This is a genomic window from Shewanella sp. 5_MG-2023, from assembly GCF_030547465.1.
GTDB lineage: Bacteria > Pseudomonadota > Gammaproteobacteria > Enterobacterales > Shewanellaceae > Shewanella.
Map to the genome: position 1 here is coordinate 1 of NZ_JAUORC010000023.1, position 19,664 is coordinate 19,664.

At 42.6% G+C, this 19,664-nt stretch carries 22 protein-coding genes; all 22 read left to right on the forward strand.

From position 1 onward, the window contains the following. Positions 1-276, forward strand: a 276-nt coding sequence (locus Q4557_RS14150; RefSeq protein WP_303413495.1) for a flagellin, incomplete at its 5' end; no start/stop codon positions are given. A 97-nt stretch (positions 277-373) separates the two neighbouring features. Continuing rightward, entirely contained in the window at positions 374-763 is a 390-nt protein-coding gene (locus Q4557_RS14155; RefSeq protein ID WP_303413497.1) for a flagellar protein FlaG, read from the forward strand. 35 nt (positions 764-798) lie between these two features. Then, entirely contained in the window at positions 799-2,166 is a 1,368-nt protein-coding gene (fliD, locus tag Q4557_RS14160) for a flagellar filament capping protein FliD (protein ID WP_303413499.1), read from the forward strand. A 15-nt stretch (positions 2,167-2,181) separates the two neighbouring features. Next, positions 2,182-2,496, forward strand: coding sequence for a hypothetical protein (locus Q4557_RS14165; RefSeq protein ID WP_303413501.1), 315 nt, complete (start codon positions 2,182-2,184; stop codon positions 2,494-2,496). 12 nt (positions 2,497-2,508) lie between these two features. Beyond that, positions 2,509-2,913, forward strand: coding sequence for a flagellar export chaperone FliS (gene fliS / locus Q4557_RS14170; protein ID WP_303413503.1), 405 nt, complete (start codon positions 2,509-2,511; stop codon positions 2,911-2,913). A 401-nt stretch (positions 2,914-3,314) separates the two neighbouring features. Further along, on the forward strand, positions 3,315-4,745 hold the full coding sequence (locus Q4557_RS14175; protein WP_102439483.1) for a sigma-54 dependent transcriptional regulator: 1,431 nt from the start codon (positions 3,315-3,317) through the stop codon (positions 4,743-4,745). Positions 4,746-4,897: 152 nt separating this feature from the next. Continuing rightward, positions 4,898-6,073, forward strand: coding sequence for a PAS domain-containing sensor histidine kinase (locus Q4557_RS14180; protein WP_303413506.1), 1,176 nt, complete (start codon positions 4,898-4,900; stop codon positions 6,071-6,073). Continuing rightward, positions 6,066-7,409, forward strand: coding sequence for a sigma-54 dependent transcriptional regulator (locus Q4557_RS14185; protein WP_102439485.1), 1,344 nt, complete (start codon positions 6,066-6,068; stop codon positions 7,407-7,409). The genes Q4557_RS14180 and Q4557_RS14185 overlap by 8 nt, the downstream gene beginning before the upstream one ends. Positions 7,410-7,637: 228 nt before the next feature. Continuing rightward, positions 7,638-7,979: a flagellar hook-basal body complex protein FliE gene (gene fliE / locus Q4557_RS14190; protein WP_102439486.1), complete on the forward strand. Its 342-nt coding sequence runs from the start codon at positions 7,638-7,640 to the stop codon at positions 7,977-7,979. 54 nt (positions 7,980-8,033) lie between these two features. After that, positions 8,034-9,728: a flagellar basal-body MS-ring/collar protein FliF gene (fliF, locus tag Q4557_RS14195; protein ID WP_102439487.1), complete on the forward strand. Its 1,695-nt coding sequence runs from the start codon at positions 8,034-8,036 to the stop codon at positions 9,726-9,728. Next, the gene (gene fliG / locus Q4557_RS14200; RefSeq protein ID WP_102439488.1) at positions 9,718-10,761 is read left to right on the forward strand and encodes a flagellar motor switch protein FliG; all 1,044 of its coding nucleotides are present in this window, start codon (positions 9,718-9,720) and stop codon (positions 10,759-10,761) included. The genes fliF and fliG overlap by 11 nt, the downstream gene beginning before the upstream one ends. Positions 10,762-10,805: 44 nt before the next feature. Beyond that, positions 10,806-11,783, forward strand: coding sequence for a flagellar assembly protein FliH (gene fliH, locus Q4557_RS14205; protein WP_102475401.1), 978 nt, complete (start codon positions 10,806-10,808; stop codon positions 11,781-11,783). Continuing rightward, positions 11,752-13,089 (forward strand): flagellar protein export ATPase FliI, encoded by a 1,338-nt coding sequence (gene fliI / locus Q4557_RS14210; RefSeq protein ID WP_102439490.1) that lies wholly within the window; start codon positions 11,752-11,754, stop codon positions 13,087-13,089. The genes fliH and fliI overlap by 32 nt, the downstream gene beginning before the upstream one ends. Beyond that, the gene (gene fliJ, locus Q4557_RS14215) at positions 13,089-13,535 is read left to right on the forward strand and encodes a flagellar export protein FliJ (protein ID WP_102439491.1); all 447 of its coding nucleotides are present in this window, start codon (positions 13,089-13,091) and stop codon (positions 13,533-13,535) included. Before fliI ends, fliJ begins: the two co-directional genes overlap by 1 nt. Positions 13,536-13,682: 147 nt before the next feature. Beyond that, positions 13,683-15,155: a flagellar hook-length control protein FliK gene (locus Q4557_RS14220; protein WP_303413515.1), complete on the forward strand. Its 1,473-nt coding sequence runs from the start codon at positions 13,683-13,685 to the stop codon at positions 15,153-15,155. Between the two features lie 91 nt (positions 15,156-15,246). Then, positions 15,247-15,771, forward strand: a complete 525-nt coding sequence (gene fliL, locus Q4557_RS14225) for a flagellar basal body-associated protein FliL (protein WP_102439493.1) — start codon at positions 15,247-15,249, stop codon at positions 15,769-15,771. Positions 15,772-15,797: 26 nt separating this feature from the next. Further along, positions 15,798-16,823 carry a flagellar motor switch protein FliM gene (gene fliM, locus Q4557_RS14230; protein ID WP_102439494.1) on the forward strand — a complete coding sequence of 342 codons (1,026 nt, stop codon included), beginning with the start codon at positions 15,798-15,800 and terminating at the stop codon, positions 16,821-16,823. A gap of 152 nt (positions 16,824-16,975) precedes the next feature. Next, entirely contained in the window at positions 16,976-17,359 is a 384-nt protein-coding gene (gene fliN, locus Q4557_RS14235) for a flagellar motor switch protein FliN (RefSeq protein ID WP_076540237.1), read from the forward strand. 30 nt (positions 17,360-17,389) lie between these two features. Continuing rightward, complete coding sequence (gene fliO / locus Q4557_RS14240; protein WP_241904031.1) at positions 17,390-17,818, forward strand: flagellar biosynthetic protein FliO; 429 nt, start codon at positions 17,390-17,392, stop codon at positions 17,816-17,818. A gap of 35 nt (positions 17,819-17,853) precedes the next feature. After that, the gene (gene fliP / locus Q4557_RS14245) at positions 17,854-18,561 is read left to right on the forward strand and encodes a flagellar type III secretion system pore protein FliP (RefSeq protein ID WP_241901019.1); all 708 of its coding nucleotides are present in this window, start codon (positions 17,854-17,856) and stop codon (positions 18,559-18,561) included. Positions 18,562-18,579: 18 nt separating this feature from the next. Next, a complete protein-coding gene (gene fliQ, locus Q4557_RS14250) occupies positions 18,580-18,849 on the forward strand; it encodes a flagellar biosynthesis protein FliQ (protein WP_076540242.1) in 270 nt (89 codons plus the stop codon). 4 nt (positions 18,850-18,853) lie between these two features. Then, positions 18,854-19,657 carry a flagellar biosynthetic protein FliR gene (gene fliR / locus Q4557_RS14255; RefSeq protein WP_102439496.1) on the forward strand — a complete coding sequence of 268 codons (804 nt, stop codon included), beginning with the start codon at positions 18,854-18,856 and terminating at the stop codon, positions 19,655-19,657. Positions 19,658-19,664 lie beyond the last annotated feature (7 nt).

Here is a 19,664-nt window from a genome sequence, read left to right on the forward strand (position 1 = left end):
GAAGATACGGGTACAATTCAAGCAATCGATGACAAGATTACAGCGCTTGATACAGAGCGTGGTAATTTAGGTGCGATGCAAAATCGATTAAGTCATAACATTGCAAATAATGCTAATACACAAGCCAACGTTGCTGATGCAAACAGCCGAATTAAAGATGTTGATTTTGCAAAAGAAACTGCAGAAATGACCAAGAATCAAGTATTACAGCAAACAGGTTCAGCAATGCTCGCTCAAGCAAATCAATTACCTCAGGTGGCATTGTCTCTACTTTAATCACCTAGAAAGTAAGCTTAATTTGATTTAGTAAGGGAGACTCTGATGGAGCCTCCCTTTATTTTTATCTCGATAAAAGACTTTGTGGAGGCAGAATATGACCATAGAACTGCATTTAACCGCTCAGCACAATACCATTGCTGAACATAATAGTACTCAAGGGCTAATAGAGTCTAATATCAAAGATAAACAGCATGAGCTAAAAGTCACTGAGTTACCTGAATCGCAGCTGCCTTCTGAGGGAAGGGGTAATGAGCAAACTAATCCAGAAAATGTCAGTGAACTTGTTGATGAACTTAACAATACGGTCTCTTTAATGCGCAAAGGACTGGCTTTTAAAATTGATGATAATTCAGGTCAATCGGTCGTCAGTGTGTTAGATATTGCGTCAGGCGATATTATTCGGCAAATTCCAAATGAAGAAGCATTAGAATTATCGCAAAAGCTAGCAGAAGTGGCAGGTTTTTTGCTTAAGTCAGAAGCGTAAGTCAAAATTAGTTAGTCGTATTTTAGGGGAGCATCATGGCATTAACAGCAACAGGTATCGGATCTGGACTTGATATTAACACGATTGTGGGGGTATTGGTTGATGCTGAAAAGCTGCCTAAAGAAGCGCTTTTTGATAAAACGGAAGAAACCCTCGATGCTAAAGTCTCCGCTATTGGCACACTTAAAAGTAAACTGGCAACTTTTCAGGACGCACTGGAAAAACTGACCGATCCTGAGGCATTAAATATCCGTAAAGTACTCACTGGAGACAGCATTTATTTTGGTGCTACAGCCGACAAAACCGCACAAACTGGCAACTATCAAATTCAAGTGGAGCAATTAGCTAGCTCCCATAAAGTAGCTGGCGAAAATATCGCCGACCCCAGTATTCCAGTTGGGCAAGGTAGTTTGGATTTATCGGTGAATGGCGAAGCATTTTCAGTTGATATTGAAGATACCGATAGCCTTGAAGATATCGCTAATAAAATTAATAGTGCTGATGACAACTCAGGTATTACAGCCACCATCATTAAAAGTGATGCAGGTAGTCGGTTGGTATTTAGTTCTGATGAAACTGGAACTGATAATGAAGTTTCTGTTATTGCAAATGATACAGCAGGTTCCGGTTTAAATGACATGTTTGGCTCTGGCAATTTGACCACATTAAGTGATGCAAAAAATTCAATAGTCTACATTGATGGGCAAAAGGTCACATCACAATCTAATGAAGTTAAAGATGCCATAGTGGGAGTGACTTTATCATTGACTGAAGCTGATATGAGTAAAACCTCGACGCTCAGAATTGAGCAAGATGATGAATCAGTTAAAGAGAATATTCAAGGGTTTGTCGATGCTTATAACAGTTTAATTGACTCTGTTAGTGACCTTTCTAAGTATGATGCTGAAACTGAACAAGCTGCAGCACTTCAGGGTGACTCAATGATTCGCTCGATTGAATCGCAAATGCGAAATATGATTAGTGATCGTGTAGATGTAGATGGTCAAGCAGTGGCTTTATATGACATTGGTATTGAAACAGATCGTTACGGTAAAATGACAGTTAATAGCGATAAATTAGATACAGCACTGAGTGAGAATATGGACTTGGTTGAAGGATTGTTTGCTACTCCAGTTACAGGCTTAGCAAATCGATTGGATACCATGATAGAAGGCTATGTTAAAACCGGTGGGCTTATTGATAGTCGTAATAATAGTTTTACCAGTGAAAAAAGTCGTTTAGATGACCAACGCGAGGCGTTTAGTTTAAAAATGGAAATGCTAGAAGCGAGACTATTCAAGCAGTTTAATGCGATGGATTTAATTGTTGCGACGATGAATCAACAAAGTTCAGGCTTGGTTGACAGACTTAATTCGTTGCCTGGTGCCGTTCCGCAATCATAAGTTTAGGGTATTCCATTGCTAAAAAATATTAATCAGCTTATCGATGAAACGCTTAATGAGTTAGAAAACTTAGCTTCAGAAGATGAAAAGTCAGATGAGCTGGTATTAAAATTGCAGGTGTTGGTACAGAAGCGTCAAATTTTACTTGATGATTTTGCAGATGAAAACGTTGAAGTAGTTCGGACTGTTTTGAATGAGCAATTATTGATCACTCAAGTTTTTGAAAAACGAGCTCGTAAAATACTTTCACACATTCAATCTTTACTTAATCTCAAAAAGAAAAATAAGCGCCAGATAAATCTATATCAATCCGTTGATGCAAATAAGTAAAAGGTGGTTCCTATGAGAGGATCAATACAGTCTTATCGTAAAGTCTCTTTAGATAGTGAGATAGCAGTTGCTTCTCCGCACAGAATTATACAAATGATGTTTGACGGCGCATTACTGCGTTTGGCTCAAAGTCGCTATGCTATTGAAAATAATGATATTGCAAGTAAAGGCGTGTTCATCAATAAAGCTATTGGGATCATTAATGGTTTAAATGGCAGCTTAAATATGGATGATACAGATTCTGTAGCAAGCAATTTAGCTGAACTGTATGATTTTATGCTTCGCCGAATAACTGAAGCTAATTTGAATAATGATGTAGCAGCTATTGATGATGTCACCTCTATCCTAAAAACCATTAAAGAAGGTTGGGATGCTATTCCACAGGACATGCATCATATGACTTCAGAAGCCAGTTAAGCTGTGACGTAAAAAAACAGGCGCTTTTAGCGCCTTTTGTTTGTTTAATGATGGCTAACTTAGTAACAGTTTGTTTGCATCTGTTTACTAAATCATCTGTTAATTTATTAAATCAATGAGATGCTGTAATTTTGTGGTTTGTCACTTGATTCTCACTGGCTGATAATACAATATTCATTTTATAAAAACGTTTAAACTATATTGCGCAGATGTCCGTGTTTACACTATGTGTAACCAAAGCGTATAGGTAGGATGTTGTATTAATGTATTTGTGGTAAGTTTGTTACCAAATATTTATCCATATTGCATATAATAATCACAATCAAGTCGCACTTCCGTTTTATCTCGTATAGCGTGATAATGGCTGTGAAATAATAATAACTCGAGCTTTGGCCTTCTTAATGATGCAAATAGAACAACGAATATTAATTGTTGCTGACCCTTCTGAGCGTGTCTCTCGTCTTTGTTGTATTTTTGATTTTTTAGATGAAAAGTATCATCTAATTACTAAAGACGATCTTGCCTCATTAACCGCAGACTGTCGTTATCGGGCGTTAGTGCTTGATACCCAATCAGTCACGGCTGAGTTTATTAAAAGCGTGAAGTCATCAATGCCTTGGCAGCCAGTGCTATTATCAGGTGAAAGTAACCTTAATGGTGGCAACGTATTAGGCACCATTGCTGAGCCAATAAGCTACCCGCAATTGACCGAATTACTGCATTTTTGTCAAGTCTATGGCCAAGCTAAACAGCCGCAAACACCCACCAGCGCTAACCAAACTAAACTATTCAGAAGTTTAGTGGGCCGCAGTGAAGGTATTGCCAATGTCAGACACCTTATTAGCCAAGTGGCCAGCTCTGACGCAACCGTGCTGGTACTGGGTCAGTCTGGCACCGGTAAAGAAGTGGTAGCCCGTAATATTCATTACATGTCTGATCGCCGCGATGGACCATTTATCCCGGTCAACTGTGGTGCCATTCCGCCTGAGTTATTAGAAAGTGAACTATTTGGCCATGAAAAGGGCTCATTTACTGGGGCGATTTCAACCCGTAAAGGCCGCTTTGAATTAGCTGAAAATGGCACGCTGTTTCTTGATGAAATCGGCGACATGCCACTGCAAATGCAAGTAAAGTTACTGCGGGTATTGCAAGAAAAAGTATTCGAACGTGTCGGTGGTTCTAAAACCATCAATACCGATGTACGCATTGTTGCGGCCACTCACCGTGACTTAGAAACCATGATCAGCGAAAATGAATTTCGAGAAGATTTATATTATCGTTTGAATGTGTTTCCAATAGAAATGCCTTCATTAAGTGAGCGCAGTGATGATGTGCCATTATTATTGCAAGAGCTTGTGAGCCGTGTTTTTAACGAAGGCCGCGGTAAAATCCGCTTTACCCAGCGCGCAATCGAATCATTAAAGGCCCATAATTGGTCTGGTAATGTCCGCGAACTGTCGAATTTAGTCGAGCGTTTAACGATTTTATTCCCTGGTGGCTTGGTTGATGTGAATGACTTACCAAGAAAATATCGTTATATCGATGTGCCAGAATATTGTGTTGAAGTCAGTGAAGAGCAGCAAGAGCGTGATGCATTAGCATCTATCTTCAGTGATGAGGAACCCATAGAGCTACCTGATACCCGCTTTCCAAGTGAATTACCGCCTGAAGGGGTAAACCTTAAGGATTTATTGGCAGAGCTTGAAATTGACATGATCCGCCAAGCGTTAGAGCAACAAGATAACGTGGTTGCCAGAGCCGCTGAAATGTTAGGCATACGCCGAACCACCTTGGTTGAAAAAATGCGTAAGTATGGCATGGGTAAGGATTAAATTACTCACGAGTATAAGTTCTTTAATTAATTGAAAAAGAAAAGAAAGCATGCCTTATGGCATGCTTTTTTGTTTTCAGAAATATAAATGTTCTGAAACTGGCATACCTCATGCATTAGCTTGTGAAAAGTTATTATTTTGACGGAGTGACCATGTATTCAGCGCAATCACTAGTAGAACAGCCGCAGTATTGTGATAGCTACAAACTAGCCGAGCCTGCAGCAATTGTCAGCGAGGCGCCAGCAGCGCCAATTACACTGCGTCAATCAGTGAACCTCGATCTGCAAGCTGAAACATCACGTCCGCAAAAGGCAGCTAATATGTCTAATCAAATGGCGCATATTCTTCAAGCTATGCCTTCAGGTGTAGTGATTATCAATGGTGACGGTATTGTGACCTTGGCCAACCCAGTCGCAACTGACTTATTAGGCCGGCCGCTGCAAGGGGCCAAGTGGTTTGACATTATTAACCGCGCTTTTTCACCCCAAGATGATGACGGTTATGAAGTGTCACTAAAAGATGGCCGTCGAGTAAAGCTGGCGATTACTCCGCTGTCGCCAGAGCCTGGGCAGTTAATTGTGTTAACTGACTTAACTGAAACCCGCTTATTACAGAAAAACCTCTCTCATTTACAGCGCTTATCAGCACTGGGCAAAATGGTGGCAACCTTGGCGCATCAGGTCAGAACGCCGTTATCGGCCGCGATGTTATATGCATCAAACCTTGCTAGCCCTAAATTAAATGATACGGCTAAAAAGCGTTTTCAAGGCAAGTTAGTCGATAGGCTTAATGAGCTAGAGCGTCAAGTTAATGACATGCTACTGATGGCAAGAAACAAACAAGATGTCGCCGCAGAGTCGACATCTACTGCAGATATTATTGAGCCTGTGCTGGCAAATTGTGAGCCCATTGTTGAAAACAAACAGTGTAAATTACACTTTATTGATCAAACCGATAAACACATTATGGCTAACACGAATGCCTTAAGCTCGGCGATTAACAATCTGGTGATGAACAGCCTAGAGGCCAATGCCACAGAAATTCAGATTGTGACTGGCGAAGATGAACACGGCATTAATATCGATGTGATTGATAACGGTAAGGGGTTATCAAAAGAGATGCAGCAACAAGTATTGGAGCCTTTTTTTACCACTAAAAGCCAAGGGACAGGCCTAGGCTTAGCGGTAGTGCAAACCGTGGTGAGAAATCATGGCGGCAGATTACAGGTGACATCGCAGCCGCACAAAGGCAGCTTAATTCGACTATCATTTCCTATGGCTAAAGACACGGAACAAGCCAAAAAAATAGTGGAGGGATCCCATGAGTGAAGCCAAGTTACTGTTAGTTGAAGATGATGCTGCGCTGCGTGAAGCCTTACTTGATACCTTGATGTTAGCCCAATATGACTGCGTTGATGTGGGCTCTGCAGAAGAGGCCATTATTGCCATGAAAACCACGACGTTTGATATGGTTATCAGTGATGTGCAAATGGAAGGTATTGGCGGGCTAGGGCTATTAAACTATTTACAGCAAAACCATAGTAAAGTCCCCATTTTATTAATGACCGCTTTTGCCACCATTGACAGTGCGGTTAGCGCCATAAAACTTGGTGCGGCGGATTATCTGGCTAAACCTTTTGCGCCTGAAGTGTTGTTAAATCAGGTATCTCGCTACTTACCCCTTAAACAAAATTTAGGTCAACCTGTGGTCGCCGATGACAAAAGCTTGGCGCTACTGAATATTGCCCAGCGGGTGGCAAGCTCTGATGCCTCAGTGATGATCATGGGGCCAAGTGGATCGGGCAAAGAAGTGCTAGCACGTTATATTCATCAAAACAGCCCTCGAGCAGAAAAACCTTTTATCGCCATTAATTGCGCAGCAATACCTGAAAATATGCTTGAAGCCACCTTATTTGGCTATGAAAAAGGCGCTTTTACAGGCGCTTATCAGGCATGCCCTGGAAAATTTGAACAGGCTCAAGGCGGCACCATATTACTTGATGAAATTTCTGAGATGGAGCTAGGGCTGCAAGCCAAATTGTTGCGAGTACTGCAAGAGCGTGAAGTTGAGCGTTTAGGTGGCCGTAAAACCATAGCCCTTGATGTGAGGGTACTTGCCACTTCAAACCGTGATTTAAAGTCCATGGCAACATCGGGCGCATTTAGAGAAGATTTATATTACCGCATTAATGTATTTCCACTAACCTGGCCGGCATTAAACCAACGACCGGCTGATATTTTACCCTTAGCAAGGCACTTGCTGGTTAAGCATGCTAAGGCATTTAATGTCTCACCAGTGCCAGAGTTAGATGAGATAGCTTGTCGTCGTTTATTGGCTTATCGCTGGCCAGGTAATGTCCGTGAGCTGGATAATGTTATTCAGCGCACCTTGATACTGAATAATGGCGAGGAGATAACTGGCGCGGATATTATTCTTGAAGCTGAAGATGTTACTTTGAGCCCCAATGAGCAACCCGTGGCCGCTGCTGAAACGGATGGGCTTGGGGGCGAACTGCAGGCTCAAGAGCATGTGATTATTTTGGAAACCTTAAATCTATGTAATGGTAGCCGTAAAGACGTAGCTGAGAAGCTGGGAATTAGCGCCAGAACATTGCGCTATAAAATGGCTAAAATGCGTGACTTGGGTATTCAAGTCCCTGCTTAAATATCGACGTTTAGTTCATCTTTATACTTAACTCTAAATTCTAAAATATTAGCTTAACCGCTTTGATGATACTAAAGCGGTTCTATTTTGTGTATTTTTCACCCTTTCAAGTTGTTTTTAAGCTCTTTTCATGGGCTTAAGTGTATTTAAGCTATTGTTGGCATCCTACTTGCTAATTCTATTGTAACTGTTTTTAAGTCGTCAAATATCCGACGAATGGAGTTTACAATGCAGATTAGTTCAAATCCTTTTTTACAAGAAATGCAATCCTTAAAGGGTGAGATTTCGCCTAATCTTGGCTTACCTATTCAAGCGGATATGATTCAAAAAGTCGGTAATACTTCTGGTGCTGACTTTGGCCAATTGTTATCTCAAGCGGTTGGTGGCGTGGCTGATTTACAATCAAACTCAGCTAATTTAGCCACCCGATTAGAGATGGGCGATAGCACTGTGACCTTATCTGATACCGTGATTGCCCGTGAAAAAGCCGGGGTTGCATTTGAAGCAACGGTGCAAGTGAGAAACAAACTTGTAGAAGCGTATAAAGAAATTATGAGTATGCCTGTTTAGGCTTTTGTTAATAGTATTGTTGTTGATATTCTGGTATTGAAGTAGGTAAATATTGTGAGCACAGATCTAGTATTAGATTCAGATAAAGTCGATAGCACAGGGATTCAGCAGGAAAATAAACCTGGCTTGAAAAGCTCGTTTGGTAGTGCTGACTTTATGCGTCAAATCACTATGATATTGGCTTTAGCTGTATGTCTTGTGCTGGCAGTATTTATGATTATTTGGGCGCAAGAGCCTGAATATAGGCCGTTAGGGCAAATGGAAACTGCTGAAATGATCCAAGTATTGGACGTTTTAGATAAGAATAAAATTGCCTATAAAATCTCCGGCGATGTAGTCAGTATTCCTGAAAACAAATATCAAAATGTCAAACTGCTGCTGGGCCGTGCAGGCGTTGAAGCCAGTAGTCAACCAACCGATTATTTAAGCCAAGACAGCGGTTTTGGTGTTAGTCAGCGCATGGAGCAAGCCCGCCTAAAACAAAGCCAAGAAGTTAATTTAGCCAGAGTGATAGAAGAGCTAAAAAGTATTAGCCGCGCCAAAGTGATATTAGCTATTCCCAAAGAAAATGTGTTTGCCCGTAATAAATCTAAACCTAGCGCTACCGTAGTTGTGAGCGTTCGTCGTGGTAGCCTTGGCCAAGAAGAAATTGACTCTATCGTTGATATTGTCGCCTCAGCAGTACAAGGCTTAGAGCCAAGCCGGGTGACAGTGACCGATTCAAATGGCCGCCTGCTAAATTCAGGTAGCCAAGATGGCGCCTCCTCAAGAGCCCGCCGCGAGCTTGAATTAGTGCAGCATCAAGAAGCAGAATATCGTAACAAAATCGATTCGATATTAATGCCTATTCTAGGCCCTGAAAACTTCACTTCTCAAGTGGATGTCAACATGGACTTCACCGCGATTGAGCAAACCGCGAAACGCTTTTCGCCTGATTTACCCGCTGTACGCAGTGAAATGACCATAGAGCGTAATTCAAGCGGTCAATCAATGGGTGGCATTCCAGGGGCATTAACCAATCAGCCTCCTATGGATTCAGATATTCCACAAGAAGCAGGCGCAGAGCAAACTACAGCGGTTAATGGCAATAGCCATCGAGAAGCAACCCGTAATTTTGAACTTGATACCACCATCAGCCATACCCGCCAGCAAGTGGGTGTGGTGCGCAGAGTCAGTGTGTCGGTGGCCATTGATTATAAACCGGGACCTGCTGATGAAAGTGGCATAGTGACCCGCATTCCGCGCACCGAACAAGAGCTAACCAATATTCGTCGCTTACTTGAAGGGGCGATGGGCTTTACCAGTCAACGTGGTGATAGCTTAGAAGTGGTCACAGTACCGTTTATGAACCAGCTTATTGAAGAGCTGCCCGCCGCTGAAATGTGGGAGCAGCCTTGGTTTTGGCGCGCGGTGAGATTGGTGTTAGGGGCGTTTTTAGTCTTAGTGCTGATTTTGTTTGTGATTCGCCCTATGTTAAATCGTTTGTTTAATAACGACGAAGTCGAGATGCCCGAAGAGCCGCGCTTAGGTCATGAATTGGCTGAGATTGAAGATCAGTATGCCGCCGATACCTTGGGTATGCTCAATAGCCAACAAGCAGATTATAGCTATGCCGATGATGGCTCGATTCAAATACCAAACCTGCATAAAGATGATGATATGATTAAGTCGATTAGGGCATTAGTGGCTAATGAACCTGAACTTTCTACCCAAGTAATTAAGAGTTGGTTACAAGAAGATGGCAAATAATACTCTGGCAGCACCCGTAGGCGAACAGGCTAGTCTTGAAGAGCTGAGTGGCATTGATAAAACTGCTATTTTGTTACTGAGCTTAAGTGAAGCAGATGCCGCCTCAATCTTAAAGCACTTAGAGCCAAAACAAGTGCAAAAAGTCGGTATGGCCATGGCCGCCATGCAAGACTTTGGTCAAGAGAAAGTCATTGGGGTGCATAAGCTGTTTTTGGAAGAGATTCAGAAGTTTTCTTCCATTGGTTTTAACAGTGAAGAGTTTGTCCGCAAAGCATTAACTGCGGCCCTAGGTGAAGACAAAGCCGGTAATTTGATTGAACAAATTATTATGGGCAGTGGCGCTAAAGGCTTAGATTCGCTTAAGTGGATGGATGCACGCCAAGTGGCGACCATTATTCAAAACGAGCATCCACAAATCCAAACTATTGTTTTATCTTATTTAGAACCTGATCAAGCGGCTGAAATCTTCAGTCAGTTCCCTGAAAATACCCGTTTAGATTTAATGATGCGCATTGCTAACTTAGAAGAAGTTCAACCAGCAGCTTTGCAAGAATTAAACGACATCATGGAAAAACAATTTGCCGGACAAGGCGGCGCACAAGCTGCGAAAATGGGCGGCTTGAAAGCGGCGGCCAATATCATGAACTTCCTTGATACGGGTGTTGAAGGCCAGATCATGGAAACCATGCGTGAATCTGATGAAGAAATGGCGCAGCAAATTCAAGATCTGATGTTTGTGTTTGAAAACTTAATTGATGTAGATGATCGCGGTATTCAAGCTTTGCTGCGTGAAGTTCAACAAGATGTGCTAATGAAAGCATTAAAAGGTGCTGATGATCAGTTATCTGACAAAATTATTGGTAATATGTCTAAGCGAGCAGGTGAGCTATTACGTGATGATCTTGAAGCCATGGGGCCGATAAGGATCAGTGAAGTGGAAATGGCTCAAAAAGAGATCCTTGCGATTGCGCGTCGATTAAGCGACAGCGGCGAAATTATGCTCGGTGGCGGCGGTGGTGATGAGTTCCTATAGTCCGATTTAAGCCGATTTTATAACGAGGTACAACCAGACCAATCATGACTAAAGCTAATAACAATAATAACCTAACAGAAGTTGATGAAGATTTTAGCCATTGGCAATTACCGGATGTTTCCCAACAAAAAACTGACACTGGCTCAAATTTATTTGGCCAACTAGGACGTCAAAATTCCCAGCCTGTTGCTGAAGACAAGCCCCTTTTACCGCCTACCATGGCTGAAATAGAGCAAATTCGAGTTGAAGCTGAACAAGAAGGTTTTGAGCAAGGCCAGCTTGATGGGCTAGCGAAAGGCACGGAGCAAGGTCGGCTTGAAGGTTTAGAGCAAGGTCACGCTGAAGGCTTTAGCCAAGGAGAACAACAAGGTTATGAAGTGGGTTTAGCCAAAGCTAATGAGATGCTTGAGCGTTTATCTGGCTTAGTTGAGCAATTTGAGCAACCCTTATTAGTGCTTGATGCTGAAATTGAAGCTGAGCTATTACAGCTATCCATTAATCTGACCAAATCCATCGTCGGTAATGAATTACAAACTCATCCTGAACATATTTTATCTGTACTGCGTCAAGGGGTAGATTCGTTACCGATTAAAAAACAACAAGTCACTCTGAGGTTTAGCCCAGATGATGCTGCACTTGTTAATCAATTATACAGTGAAGCGCAATTAGCTAAGAATCGTTGGGAAATTGAAGCTGATCCATCTCTTAAAAACGGTGACTGCATCATTCACAGCGAGCGCTCCAGTGTCGACTTACGAGTTGAAGCGCGTATGAGTCAAGCTCTTAGTGGCTTGCAGCAACAGGTCGCAGCGATTCAGGCCAATGTGCAAACGATTAAGTCAGATTCAAGTCACTACACCACTAGCATTGCCGAGGATGCTAGCGAATGTAGCCTTAAGGTGGTGGGAGCAAAGCGGGATCAACTCACTGATGACAATGTTTCTTCTGTCGTACATGAAGAGGGTTTACACCTTGTTGATGAGGTAGATGATGCTAAATCGCCAACATCAGTTACTAAATAAATTTAAACTTCATAGTAATAAAGTCACCCCCATTCGGCCTGTGGCCAGTGGTCAGCTGGTTAGGGTTGTTGGCTTAACCCTCGAAGCTACCGGCTGTAGAGCCCCTGTTGGCAGTTTATGCTCTATCGAAACCATGGCCGGTGAGCTAGTGGCTGAAGTCGTTGGATTTGATGATGAATTACTTTATCTCATGCCCGTTGATGAATTAAGAGGGGTGTTACCGGGAGCAAGAGTGCAGCCTTTAGGTGAGCAGTCAGGGTTAAATGTCGGCTTAAGTTTACTTGGTAGAGTTTTAGACGGTAGTGGTTTACCCCTTGATGGCCTTGGACCATTAAATACTGAGCAACATGCCTCGCGCCATGCGCCGCCTATTAACCCTTTATCGCGCCGCGCGATTACCGAACCATTAGATGTGGGGGTTAGAGCCATTAATGCCATGTTGACCGTAGGTAAAGGCCAGCGGATGGGCCTGTTTGCCGGCTCTGGTGTGGGTAAAAGTGTGCTGTTAGGCATGATGACTCGCGGCACCACTGCTGACATTATTGTGGTGGGGCTGGTGGGTGAACGTGGCCGTGAAGTAAAAGAGTTTATTGAAGAGATTTTAGGCCCAGAAGGCCGAGCCAGATCTGTGGTGGTCGCAGCACCTGCTGATACTTCACCATTGATGCGATTACGCGCCTGTGAAACCTCAACACGTATTGCGGAGTATTTTAGAGACCTTGGCTATAACGTATTGTTATTGATGGACAGTTTAACCCGTTACGCCCAAGCCCAGCGTGAAGTAGCCTTGGCAGTGGGTGAGCCTCCGGCGACCAAAGGTTATCCGCCATCGGTGTTTGCTAAATTACCCCGCTTGGTCGAACGGGCAGGTAACGGCGGCCCAGGTCAAGGTTCGATTACCGCATTTTATACCGTGCTTACCGAAGGTGATGATCAACAAGATCCCATTGCCGATGCGTCACGGGCGATTTTAGATGGTCATATTGTGTTATCAAGAACGCTGGCAGATTCTGGCCATTACCCCGCGATTGATATTGAGCAGTCCATTAGCCGCGTCGCACCTATGGTGATTAGCACTGAGCATTTAGAGTCCATGCGTCTGGTTAAACAGATGTATTCACTTTATCAGCAAAACAGAGACTTAATTTCAATTGGGGCTTATTCCCAAGGCAGCGATCCACGCATTGATAACGCTATTCGGTTACAACCAGCGATGAATGCATTTTTACGCCAAGGATTTAAAGATGTTATTTCCTTTGATAACAGTCAAACCATGGTTGGGCAGATTGCTGCTCAGTGTAAATAATGCGCCGGGCTGATCCATTAATCACAGTGCTTAAACTCAATAAAGAAGCAGAAGAACAGGCGGCTTTACAGCTTAAATCTGCACAATTAGAACTACAAAAATGTGAGGGGCAATTAGAGGCGTTAAATAATTATCGTCTCGAGTACATGAAGCAAATGAATGAAAATCAAGGCAAAACGCTAAGTGCCAGTGAATATCATTCTTTTCATGAATTTATTAAGCAAATTGACCAAGCACTAGTGCAGCAAGTTAATACCGTTAAAGAAGCACAAAATCAGACCCAACATCGACAAGTTAATTGGCAGCAAAAGCAACAAAAGCGTAAAGCGGTTGAATTGTTGTTAGCTAAAAATGATCAAAAAGCTCAGCAAATAGCCAATAAACAAGAGCAAAAAGCCTCAGATGAATTTGCGATGCAGCAGTTTATTCGTAAAACCCCGCGTTAAATTCCCTTATCCGTTTTTAGCCTAATTAATTTTTATTCTGGCACTCTTATTGCTTGGTTCGTTATTAATAATAAAAGCGTCAGCAATGTGACTTTCATAATTTTATAGCACCAATAGGTTTTCGGTGTTATTAACTCGGAGTTTGTTATGCAGCAAGTGAGTAATATTTTACTTGGAAATAGCAATAAAATAGCGAATTCCCCAACGGGAGAGACGCCGCAAGGTACTGATAGCTCATCTTTTTTATCGGCGCTTAATCAAGTTTCTCAAACTGATGAGATGCAGGGTAACACTGAGCAAGCTTCTGAAAATAACACAGATATCAATCTGGTGGATGACAATGCCTCACAAGAGCATATTGCTGCAGAAACCGATATTGCTTTAATCTTTGCTCAAATTGACTTAGCAGAAAATTTTGAAACCAATAGCCAACCAACAGGTGGCAACATATTGCCGCTGGCTATTGAGGCCGATTCAGCTGAACTGTCACAAGAGGCTTTAGGTAACTTAGCTGAAGCGATTTCAATGCCCCAAATAGATGCTATGGCAGCAGATACCGACAGTTCAACTACAGAATTTTTAAGTGACTATTCAGCTGAGCAACTACAAAATTTATCTGAATTTAGTGCAATGTCTGCAGCTGAGTTGTCAGCATTATCAGTCAAGGAGTTAAATCAGCTGATCACTGACTTTAACCAGCAAACTCCCATCCAAGGTGGAGCCTTACTCCCTTTGATTGAGTTAGCAACAACCAGCGCCATAGATAATGCTGAAAAACCAGCCCTTGCACTTAGCAGTGGCTTTAGTTCAATTCATAAAAACATAATGGATAACAATAGCGCTGCTGTTGATGTAAACAAAAACCTAGTTGATGTAAACAAAGGCTTAGTTGATGCAAACAAAACTTTAGGCGATCCTGACAGTATTGAAGTCAAAATAACCTCAAAGGAATCTGGGGTTAACCTGAGTAAAGCTGAGTTCTCGGTATCCATGGATAAGTCTGCTATTCCTTCCTCTGCCAATAGTCCTAGTAGTAATGCCCTAGCAAATAATGCCATTGCCCTTAGCGCTGGTGAGTTTACTCTTGATGCAGAATCTGTGGATCTCAAGGCGATACAAAATCAAAGTAGCTTAACGTCAGTGCATAAAAGTGACGTGCCGCAATTTCAATTATCGTTACGCCAAGGAGCTGAGTCGGTAGGGCAAATGCAGGAGATGATCCAAAAGTTCGCCCCTGTGATGAAGCAACAACTCATGACTATGGTAGGACAGGGCATTCAACATGCGGAAATTCGATTAGATCCGGCAGAGCTTGGCCATATGGTGGTCAGAGTTCAAGTTAATGGCGATCAAACCCAAGTGCAATTTCAAGTGGCGCAGACACAAACCCGAGACCTATTGGAGCAAGCTATTCCGCGGCTACGGGAAATGCTAGCAGAAGAAGGGCTGCAATTGGCTGACAGTCATGTTTCTCAAGACGGCGAACAGCAGAAAAACGCTGATTATGATGAGTCGAGTGCTAGTAATGACAGGCTTTTGGATGAAATTTCAGCACAAGAACTTGAGATAGTCACAAAACATGCCATGAGTGGCAGTTCAGCTATAGATTATTACGCTTAAGTCGGTAACCTATGGGTTAATGATCGCAAAATCAAAAACTAAGCTGAAACTTAGTTAACACAATAATAACAACAGCGTGATGGAATCATTTATGCCAGAAGAAGCTTCTTTAGAATTAACTACCCAGAACCCACCAAAAAGTATCAATAAAATGATTATTTTTTTGGTGGTTGGCATGTTGCTGCTGGCAGGCATTGCTGTGACAGTGCTGTTTTTTATTGGCGACAATGCGAAAGCGACTGCAAACTCACCTGCAACTGACATAAGTACTGCAACTGTAGTAACTGATGCTGCTACTGGTAAGGCAAATTATGTGGGTATGCCAAGACCATTTTTATTCAATCTAGCGGGTGCTAATCGTTCACGTTTAGTTGAAATAAAAGTGCAGTTAATGGTGCGAGGCGATGACGGCGTTACTGCAAAAATGCACATTCCTTTAATTGAACATGCGCTTTTAAACACATTTAGCGCAGCAGATGTACAAAAGCTAAGTACCCAAGCGGGTAAAGATGAATTACGCCAATTAGCCCTATTAAATGTTCAAAATACATTGCAACCCATAACCGGCCAAAAAGTCGTTGAAAGAGTACTTTTTACTGGTTTTGTAATGCAATAACGCCATGAAAAATCCAAGGTGATGATGTGAGTGATTTATTAAGCCAAGACGAAATTGATGCGCTACTCCATGGCGTCGACGATGTTGATGAAGATGATATTTATGATACTGATGAAACCAGAGCATATGATTTCTCCTCTCAAGATCGCATTGTTCGTGGGCGAATGCCAACCCTTGAAATTGTAAATGAACGTTTTGCTCGTCACTTACGCATCAGCATGTTTAACATGATGCGCCGTGCTGCTGAAGTGTCTATTAACGGCGTGCAAATGCTTAAGTTTGGTGAGTACGTTCATACCCTATTCGTACCAACCAGCCTGAATATGGTGCGCTTTAGTCCGTTAAAAGGCACGGCGCTTATCACCATGGAAGCAAGGTTAGTCTTCATTTTGGTGGATAACTTTTTTGGTGGTGATGGCCGCTTTCATGCAAAAATTGAAGGGCGTGAGTTTACTCCCACAGAGCGTCGTATCGTCCAGCTGCTATTGAAAATCATTTTTGAAGATTATAAAGATGCCTGGGCACCAGTAATGGATGTTGAGTTTGAGTATTTAGACTCAGAGGTCAACCCTGCCATGGCCAATATTGTTAGCCCAACAGAAGTGGTGGTCATTAACTCTTTTCATATTGAAGTGGATGGCGGCGGCGGTGATTTTCATATCACCATGCCATATTCGATGATCGAGCCTATTCGTGAGCTGCTTGATGCCGGTGTTCAAAGTGATAAACAAGATACTGATATGCGTTGGGGACAAGCATTACGTGATGAGATCATGGATGTGCAAGTAGGGATTGATGCCAACATCATTGAGCATGAAGTGACATTAAGAGATGTGATGGGCTTTAAAGCTGGGGATATTATTCCTATTGAGCTGCCTGAGCATGTGATGATGCGAGTTGAGGACTTACCGACTTACCGCTGTAAGCTAGGTCAATCCCGCGAAAATCTGGCATTAAAAATTAGCGAAGTTATTCCAAGGCCTGAAACGGCGAAATCAGAATTACAGCTAATTACTCGTAAAGGCAAAGCCCGCGATCTTACTGTGCTATAGACAGGCTTATTTCAAAAAAAGTTTTATTTTAACAATCTTTTTTAAAAAGTTTTTTTAAACAAGGTGCTGAAATTAATAATAATTTATAGATTTAATAATTATTGTCCGTGAATGTTTAACGGATAACATGTCAGAATTTTAAGGTGAAATAAATGAGTGATACCGATGATTGGGCTGCAGCAATGGCAGAGCAGGCACTTGAAGAAGCAAAAGAAGCTGAACAAGTCGCCCTTGATGAACTGGTAGATGAAGCCGCGCCAATCTCGCATGATCAAGCTGAAAAGCTCGATGCCATTATGGATATACCGGTAACGATTTCGATGGAAGTCGGTCGCAGTTTTATTAGTATTCGTAACTTGCTGCAACTGAACCAAGGTTCGGTGGTCGAGCTAGATCGGGTGGCGGGTGAGCCCCTTGATGTGATGGTAAATGGCACGCTTATCGCTCATGGCGAAGTGGTTGTGGTGAATGACAAGTTTGGTATTCGTCTGACAGATGTGATTAGCCAAACAGAACGCATTAAGAAGTTAAAGTAATCGAACAAGCATTAAGGATTTAACCCTGTGTTGAATGTGTTCTCCTCGCTAGCGTTAGCTAGCTCTGCGCTTACTGACACGGCAACAACCGCAGTTGCCACAACCGTGTCTAAAGCCCCAGAAACATCAAATGTGGCTGCGCTTTCAAGCATGGTGGGCGGGCTTATTCTCGTTATCGCCATCATCTTTTTACTGGCATTTATTGTCAAAAAATTAAACTTAGTGCAGTCAAATCAAGGGGTGATAAAAACCATTGCCATGACGCCACTTGGTCAAAAAGAAAAGCTGGTTCTGGTTGAGCTTGAAGGTCAGCAATATCTGTTAGGGGTGACCTCACAGCAAGTTAACCTTATTGATAAGCTAGACACAAACGTTGAAATAGAAAGCACTAGTTTTGCCACTCGTCTCAAGCAAGCCAAAGCGCAAGCAACAGTCAAGGCCAAGGATCTGCAATCATGAAAAGATGGATAGTGCTGGCTTTGTTGGCTGGATTAATGTTCACGCCTGTTAGTTTTGCAGAAGATGGCTTACTAAAAGCAGTGACAGTGACTGCAGGGGCTGACGGCAGTACCGAATATTCAGTCACTATGCAGATTTTACTGCTAATGACGGCCATGAGCTTTATTCCAGCAATGGTAATAATGCTGACCTCATTTACCCGCATCATCGTGGTGCTATCAATTTTGCGCCAAGCATTAGGTTTGCAGCAAACCCCATCAAATCAGGTGCTCATTGGCATTACCATGTTCATGACCTTTTTTATCATGGCGCCAGTATTTGATAAAATTCATGCTGAAGCGGTAAAACCTTACATGAATGAAACTCTGACAATGCAGCAAGCCTTTGAAGTGGGTAAAGAGCCCTTAAGGCAGTTTATGTTGGCGCAAGTCAGAACCACAGATTTAGAAACCTTTGTCGAAATTTCAGGTTATACCGATATCACTTCCCCTGAGCTGGCTCCGATGAGCGTTTTGATACCAGCGTTTATCACCAGTGAGCTTAAAACCGCGTTTCAAATTGGCTTTATGTTATTTGTGCCATTTTTGGTATTGGATTTGGTGGTCGCCAGTATTTTGATGGCAATGGGTATGATGATGTTATCGCCGATGATTGTGTCCTTGCCCTTTAAAATCATGCTGTTTGTTTTGGTTGATGGTTGGGGCTTAGTACTGGGCACCTTGGCCAGTAGTTTCGGCACTTAGGTTTAGGGAGCAGGGCTAATGTCACCAGAGTCATTGATTGATATTTTTCGTGAGGCGCTTTCCGTTATCGTGCTCATTGTCTCGGCTATTATCTTACCGGGTTTATTTGTCGGTTTGATTGTGGCGGTGTTTCAGGCTGCCACCTCCATTAATGAACAAACCTTAAGTTTCTTACCGCGTCTATTAATGACCCTGTTTTCACTGATGTTTTTAGGCCATTGGCTGGTGCAAACCATGATGGATTTTTTCTATAATATGGTGGATATGATCCCGCAGGTTATAGGTTAGGTCATTGGATATTCTGTTCGAGGAAATTAGCCAAACCATTGCCGCCTATATTTGGCCGCTGTTTCGTATTTCTTCAATGCTAATGGTAATGACGGTCTTTGGCGCCAATACGACTCCGTCGCGGATCCGCTTATTATTGGCGATGGCCATCACCATTGCCGTTGCGCCGGTACTGCCAAAAACAGCATATGTGGAGCTATTTTCATTAACTGCAGTATTTGTTTCAGCTCAGCAGATTTTAGTGGGCACAGCTATTGGTTTTGTGACCATTTTAGTGATGCAAACTTTTGTATTAACAGGGCAAATTATTGGTATGCAAACCAGTTTAGGCTTCGCTTCCATGGTGGACCCAGGCTCCGGTGAGCAAACCCCGGTAGTGGGTAACTTCTTTTTATTGCTGGCGACCTTGATTTTTTTAAGTGTAGATGGTCATTTATTGATGTTTAAAATGCTGGTGGCCAGCTTTGAAACCATTCCGGTTTCAACCGAAGGCTTTAGCATTGCCAATTATAAAAAACTTACCGAGTTTGGCAGTTATATGTTTGGCGCGGCGTTAACCATGTCAATATCAGCGATTGTGGCATTATTGCTTATTAACCTCTCGTTTGGAGTAATGACCCGGGCTTCACCGCAGTTGAATATTTTTGCCATCGGTTTTCCAGTGACTATGGTCAGTGGCTTATTTATTCTCTGGCTGACCCTAGGCCCTATCATGTCTCATTTTGATCAGGTGTGGCTGCAAGCCCAGCTGCTGATGTGTGATATTTTACAACTGACCTGTCACATTGACGGTTCCATAAGCCAGTAGGGACAAG